This window comes from Methanomicrobium sp., assembly GCF_055145805.1.
The window spans coordinates 24,646-31,611 of the sequence record NZ_JBSREC010000114.1 but is presented as its reverse complement, the minus strand read 5'-3'; the positions used below and the strand labels follow the sequence as shown (position 1 = coordinate 31,611).

The following is a 6,966-nucleotide window of genomic DNA, read 5'->3' as shown; positions in this document are numbered from 1 at the left end:
TATATTCGGAGCTAATCTTACAGGCAGTATTTTCCAGACATTTGGAACAGTTCTGATAATTCTGACACCTGTTATTGCACTCAAAGGATATCTGCAAAAAAAAGACATAATCCCTGCTGTATTTCTTTCATCTGTTATATATCCCTGTTATTTTCAGTCCGTACAGTTTATGTGCAGCGGATATTACCCCCGTTATCTGGCAGTATTAGGTGATATTGCAGGCCCGCTGTTTCTCTCATTATCAGCAATGGGTCTTTTAATATTTATCAGAAGAGTATGTGAGAGTCAAAAGTCAAAAAAAGTCTTTGTTTTTCTTTTAATATTTTTAATTCCTGCAATAATTCTCTCCTGCTGGTCTGTTGCATCGGCATCGGTTGCAGTACTGGTATTTTTATCTTTAAATGAAATGAAGAAAGAATTTAAAAAATGTGCCGGAATCATTGTCCCGTCAGCTCTTCTTATTTCAGCAGTGATTTTCGCATTGCCATGGCAATACTTAAATGAAATACCCTGCGTCCTGAATTTATTTCCGATATGGATAATTCCGGTGGTTTCTGTCTCACTTGTATCGGCAGGGTTTGTTTATTTATTCGAATTGAAAAGACCCATGAAACAGGCTGAAATTGTATTATTCATATTATCGTTTTTTATTTCTGTTATTCTGGCGTATCTTTTCGGATTTAGCGGTTAGTCTAAAAAAAACCATTGAAAAAAATGAAGAAGCATATCCTTTAAAAAAAGAGAATTCCGGTTAAAGAGTCTCAGCACCGTTCATATACGGCCTTAAGACCTCAGGGACAACAACTGTTCCGTCCTCTTCCTGATAATTTTCCATAATTGCACGGATTGTCCTTGTTGTTGCAACAGCAGTGCTGTTCAATGTATGAAGAGGGTATTTGTTCTCGAAATCGTGGGCATCCCTTGCTTTTATATTAAGTCTTACAGACTGATATGACGTGCAGTTTGAGCAGGAAACAACCTCGCGGTATGTCTCCTCACGCGGCATCCAGACTTCCATATCGTATTTCTTTGCCGCAACTGTTCCGATATCTCCGGTGCAGATGTTTACAACCCTGTAGGGAAGTCCCAGCATCTGGTAGATGTCCTCTGCGTTTTTGAGAAGCTCTTCATGCAGCGTCCATGAATCCTCCGGTTTGCAGTATATGAACTGTTCAACCTTGTTGAACTGGTGAACCCTGAAAAGACCTTTTGTATCAAGACCGTGGGAACCTATTTCGCGCCTGAAACACGGGCTTACCCCTGCAAGTTTTAGAGGAATCTCTTTTTCGTCAAAGATCTCGTTCATGTACATAGCAGCCATCGGGTGCTCGCTTGTCGCAATTAAAAACTCATCCTCACCTTCGATTGCATACATAACATTTTCAAAATCCGCAAGATCAGTAACACCCTCGTATGCTGCACGGTTCATCATAAAGGGCGGGATAACTGTTGTGTAACCGCGTTTTGCAAGAACATCGAGGGCAAGACGCTGAAGTGCAAGATCCATTAATGCGAGGTTTCCCTTAAGCATGTAAAATCCGGCACCGGATATTTTTGCCGCCCTTTCAAAATCGGCAAGATCCTTCTCAACCGCAAGTTCGCCGTGGTTTTTAAGCTCAAATGAAGGAACAACAGGTTCTCCCCATTTTTTGCATTCCACGTTCTCGGTATCGTCACACCCGACAGGAACACTATCATGAAGGATGTTTGGAATCCTCATTAAGTAGAATTTTATCTTCGCGTTAATCTCCTCAAGTGCGGCTTCGTCTTCCTTTATTTTTCCGGGAAGGGATTTTGCCTCTTCCAAGAGTCCGGATATGTCCTCTTTTGCCTTTTTTGCTTCCTTTATTTCACGGCTGATGATATTGCGCCGGTTTCGCATGACATTTATTTCAGTCTGCATCTCACGCGATTTAATATCCTTTTCGAGCAGGTCGTCAATCCAGGCAAGTTTTTCCAAATCTCCCCTCTTATTGAGATCAGCTCTGACGACATCCGGGTTTTTTCGGATAAATTTCAGTTCAAGCATAACTCTGTTTCATTTATGTTAATCATACGGGATTATATTTGCGAGGGGCAGGTGAAGACAGTCCGCAATTTTTCAGGTCTGATGAAAAAGAGAGATGCTGATGTGATTCTTTTTTGAAGATGATGACACCTTAATTTATAATATTATGAGGTTAATACTGTGAATTTAGACGGAGTGTTCCTTCAATGCTTAAAAAAATGATATTTACTGTCCTGCTAATCATGTTCTTTGCAGGAACTGTTTCTGCTGGATTATATGCCCCCTCAGTCATTTTATCTGACAGTGAAGTGACTCCCCCGGTTTTAATGCCCGGGGATACGGGGATGATTAAGGTTACACTTACAAATACTGCAACATCCACCACATCAACCTCTACTGACTCTATTGTGACTACAAAAGCGGAGATAAACCCGACAATAACAGGTGTTTTTCTTGACGGCGGAAAGAACATTAAGGTAATCGGTGGGAATTCGGAATTTTCGGGCGATCTCGGTCCGCAGCAGTCTGTAAGTCTCACTTTTGCGGTTGTTGCACCTGAAACAAAGGGCATTTATTATGCGATTTTGAGAGTCAGTGTGAAGGGTTCGGAAAATCTCCTGTATCCGATACCTGTCAATGTGAATATGCCCGTATCGGCACTTAAAAAACCAATACTTATTGTCGGACAGTCGGGAGAGACATCATTTGAACCCGGCAGCGGGGCTGACTTAAAGGTAAGTATCTACAACAGCGGTAAAAGTACTGCCGAAGATATTTTTGTAAGAATCTCAGAGGACAATCCTTCACTTGCACCTGTCCGGTCAGGAACTTATCATGTTCCTGCTCTGTCATCCGGAGAAGCAGCTTCTTTTAACGTCTCATTCATATCAGATGCTGATCTTGAGCCGGGAATTCATGAGATTCCGTTTCTGATAACATACAATATTGTTGACGGAACCTCCATGACACAGACTGATGCAATAACACTTGATGTCAGGGGGTCAGGCGAGATGAGTATTGCCTCATTAAAGACTGATCCTGTCCGGGTTATGCAAAATGACCGCTTCGATCTTACAATAAGAATAGAAAATACCGGCACAGGAGATGCGAAATCAACCGTTGCCACAATTGACCTTCCGTTTACAGGGAACAAGGAGTCATATATCGGAAAAATAAAGCCCGGAAATGACGCTCCCGCAATATTTACACTTGATGCCGGAGATGCAGGAGTTTATGATTACACTTTGAGTGTCTCATATGAGGACGATACCGGAGTTCATGTATCAGACCATCCGCTTAAAATTACCATAAGAAAGAGCGAAGATGGCGGGGGGTTAATTTTCGGCATTATTCTCCTCATTTTAGCCGCAGCCGGCGGTTATTACTACTTTGTATACAGGAAAAGCGAAGAATCAAAGGTTTGATTTTTTTATGTTTGAGGATCTGAGGACATCTGTTTTTCTTGCCGCAAGGGCCACACAGAGAGGGGGAAAGGGACGCGTGTTTATGAACATCATCATAATCGCCATTGTCCTTACAAACATGATATTTCTCCCCTCGGTAATTTCCGGCGCTATTGAATCCTTTAACCGGCAGAATGTAGATTTTATCACCTCGGATATTGTCATCGAGCCAAGGGAGGATGATCGATATATAGAAGATCTTGATGAGGTTTTGGCAGCCGTAAACCGTGTGCCCGGGGTTGTCAGGGCATCGCCCAGGTTTGAGACGGCTTCATCCATAAACTATGAGGAGAATTCCATAACACTTGGGATAACCGCCTTTGATCCCCGTGATGAGATGGAGGTCTCAAAATTTGCCGATTACATGAAAGACGGCAATTTCCTTGGAAGCGGTGATCGTGACGAGATAATAATCGGTGCTCTGGTTTCAGGACATAAGGATAAAACACAGGATTTCTACCCGTCGCTTGGCGGTGCAGCGGTTGGTGACACCATAACTGTCAGATACAGCAACGGAGTATCAAAGGATTATCGTATCAAGGGTATTTTTAATACAAAATCATGGAGTGCTGATTATATGGCCTTTGTGACCTGGGATGAGATGAACAGTGTTCTGGGTTATGAGAATAATGCTGCTGATAAGGTTCTTGTCAAAACAGGGGACAATGATATTGAAAATGTCAGAAAAGTCAGGAAGAATATTCTGGAATACGGAGTCGGCGATCAGGTAAAGACCTGGGAGGAGGCACTTCCCGCTGCTGTTACAGAATCGGTTGAGTCTTTTACTATCATAAACCAGATTACAGTCTTTGGAAGCCTGATAATTGCAGTTGTTCTGATTTTTATTATGACCACAATAAAGGCGTTTAACAACAGAAAACAGATTGGAATCCTAAAGGCAATCGGGATTAAAAAGAGTGTGATAATAAATTCCTATGTATTTCAGGTGATATTTGTATGCCTTTTCGGATCAATTCTCGGATTTTTGATAATTGAGGGTATGGTGATATATTTCACTGCATATCCGATTGAGTTTCCTGACGGAGACGTAACACCCCTTGTTGATTTCGGGATGGTTTTGGAGAATACAATTCTTCTGTTTGTATCATCGGCGATTGCGGGATTCATACCTGCATGGAAGATAACACAGGAAAATATCCTTGATGCAATGAGGGGCAACTGAGATGATATCGGCTGTGGATCTTGAAAAAACATACACGATGGGTCTTGTAAAAGTCCATGCTCTTCGGGGAGTTTCAATTGATATCAAAAAGGGGGAGTTTATCGGGATTATGGGCTCATCAGGCTCGGGAAAATCGACTCTTCTTCATATGCTTGGTCTTTTGGACAGGCCAACGGCAGGCAGTATTAAAATATCGGATAAAAATGTCCTTTCGATGAGCGATGATGAAAAGGGAAGATTCCGCCTGTCCGGATTCGGTTTTATATTTCAGGATTACGCACTTGTGCCGGAACTGACAGCACTTGAAAATGTCATTCTTCCTGCAATGGCGAAAGGTCTCCCGCCGGATGAATGCAATATGCGGGGTGAGTCTTATCTTGAAAAGGTGGGCCTAAAAGAGAGGAGGAATCACCTGCCCTCTGAGTTGTCAGGAGGTGAACAGCAGAGGGTTGCAATCGCAAGGGCGCTTGTAAACCATCCTGAGATCTTATTTGCAGATGAGCCCTGTGCAAACCTTGATTCCACAAATTCAAAGACTGTTCTTGAACTTTTCAGGGAGATAAATAAGACAATGAATCAGACTGTTGTGATGGTCACACACGAAGAGTGGCATAAGGAATATCTGGACCGGTTTATACGCCTTCATGACGGAAAGATTTTAGAGGATAAGTATCTGTGAGGGGTTTTTAAAAATCAGAAATGCCTTAAATGGGGCTATAAACGAATATAACACAATTTTAAATTTGTGAAGAAAAAATAATCAATACTTTTATCAGTTAATCAAATGATTGTAAATCATGAAACCGGGCATTTCTGCTATTTTTTTACTTTTTGCAATAGCTTCATTCATTCTTATTTCCGGATGTACCGGCACTGTGGCTGATTCCGCATCACAGGCAGATGAGTTGTATTCTAAAGGTATGGCTGCATCAAAAGAAGGAAATTACAAAACCGCGGAAAAATATTTTGAAGAGGCAGAGATCCTTTACATAAGCGTAAAAGATTTGGATATGGCGCTTGATGCAAAACGGGAAAAGTTTCGCGCAATCAGATCTGTATATGAGTATCCGCTTAATGAAACCGAAGCCCGGAATTTTATGAAAGAGAAAATTCCCGGCATAACTGATGAGGAATTAAATGCCTGGCTCTCTGATTCTGCTCAGAGTATTGAGTCCGACGGTGAGACGCTTTATTATGAAAATATTGCACTGGATTATCTCTATAAAAATTATGAATTTTTATGGAATATGAAGGGATTAGTGGATTTTGATTATTTATCACGCAGTGCACTTTCAGGAAATAAACCTCCTAAAACTTCACCTTATTTCAATCCTGTCAGTTACGGCGGAATGGAAAAACTCGTAATCCCCGGAGATTTGCTTACAAAAACGGGCACAATTAAAATCTGGTACCCGCTGCCTCTTGAGACCGAATCCCAGACTGATATAACTGTTGAAAATCTCTCATATGAGGAATATATTGCGTGTGGTCCTGTAACCACAGGTCAGATTGGATATGTTTATTATGAAATTCCGGCAGAGAATATCGACGGTGATCTGGTGATTACAGCCGATATCGGGTTTAAATCCTATGAACAGGGATTTTATGTTGACCCGGCTGAGGTTTTAGCCTATAATATAACAGATCCTGAATATATTCTTTATACACAGTCTGCGAGAAATATTGAAGTTACGGATGAGATTAAAGATAAGGCACTTGAAATCGTCGGCGATGAGAAAAATCCGTATCTTCAGGCTGTAATGATATACAACCACATCATTGAAACTTATCCGTACAGCAATGTGCCGCATTTATCTCTGGATACGATTGAACCAAAAACCGCTGAATCGACTTATATGTTTGAATCAGGGCACGGTGACTGCGGAACGCAGAGCATGCTTTTCTCGGCACTTTGCAGATCGCTTGGAATTCCTGCCCGTGCAACCGGCGGATACCAGATGGTTCTTGCAGAAAAACCGGGCACGCATTTCTGGGCAGAGTTTTACATTGAAGGATACGGATGGATTCCATGTGATCCGACAGTTGCGGAGATTGCAGACTGGGTTGATATAGAGGATGAGAAGAGGTCTGCATTTAAGGAGTATTATTCGCACAATCTTGATAGTTCAAGGTTTATAATCCAGAAAGATGTGGATGCAGAAATGACTCCTGCTATTCCTGATGATGCTGTTGTATTCAGGCTTGTCAGGCAGGGGCCCTGTGTTGTTCATGATGAAGCAGAAAATGATATCAGTCTTATTGCGGCCGAAGGTTTTAGTGTTGATTTGAGGGCTTTTTGAGCACATTGCTAT

The 6,966-nt window shown here is 41.8% G+C and carries 6 protein-coding genes; 5 read left to right on the top strand and 1 reads right to left on the bottom strand.

Translation table 11 applies throughout. The annotated features are described in order from the left end of the window. The coding region (locus ACTB1O_RS10700; RefSeq protein ID WP_462995127.1) for a hypothetical protein at positions 1-691 on the top strand (691 nt) is incomplete at its 5' end. Between the two features lie 60 nt (positions 692-751). On the opposite strand, the gene serS is transcribed toward ACTB1O_RS10700, so the two are convergent. After that, positions 752-2,029 carry a serine--tRNA ligase gene (gene serS, locus ACTB1O_RS10695; RefSeq protein ID WP_462995126.1) on the bottom strand — a complete coding sequence of 426 codons (1,278 nt, stop codon included), beginning with the start codon at positions 2,027-2,029 and terminating at the stop codon, positions 752-754. A 185-nt stretch (positions 2,030-2,214) separates the two neighbouring features. Between serS and ACTB1O_RS10690 the strand changes: the two genes are divergently transcribed. From ACTB1O_RS10690 to ACTB1O_RS10675, 4 genes are all read left to right on the top strand, one after another. Continuing rightward, a complete protein-coding gene (locus ACTB1O_RS10690; RefSeq protein ID WP_462995125.1) occupies positions 2,215-3,432 on the top strand; it encodes a COG1361 S-layer family protein in 1,218 nt (405 codons plus the stop codon). Between the two features lie 7 nt (positions 3,433-3,439). Next, positions 3,440-4,654 carry an ABC transporter permease gene (locus ACTB1O_RS10685; protein ID WP_462995124.1) on the top strand — a complete coding sequence of 405 codons (1,215 nt, stop codon included), beginning with the start codon at positions 3,440-3,442 and terminating at the stop codon, positions 4,652-4,654. Position 4,655: 1 nt separating this feature from the next. Then, a complete protein-coding gene (locus tag ACTB1O_RS10680; protein WP_462995123.1) occupies positions 4,656-5,333 on the top strand; it encodes an ABC transporter ATP-binding protein in 678 nt (225 codons plus the stop codon). Positions 5,334-5,451: 118 nt separating this feature from the next. Then, on the top strand, positions 5,452-6,954 hold the full coding sequence (locus ACTB1O_RS10675; RefSeq protein WP_462995122.1) for a transglutaminase-like domain-containing protein: 1,503 nt from the start codon (positions 5,452-5,454) through the stop codon (positions 6,952-6,954). The last annotated feature ends 12 nt before the right edge of the window (positions 6,955-6,966 follow it).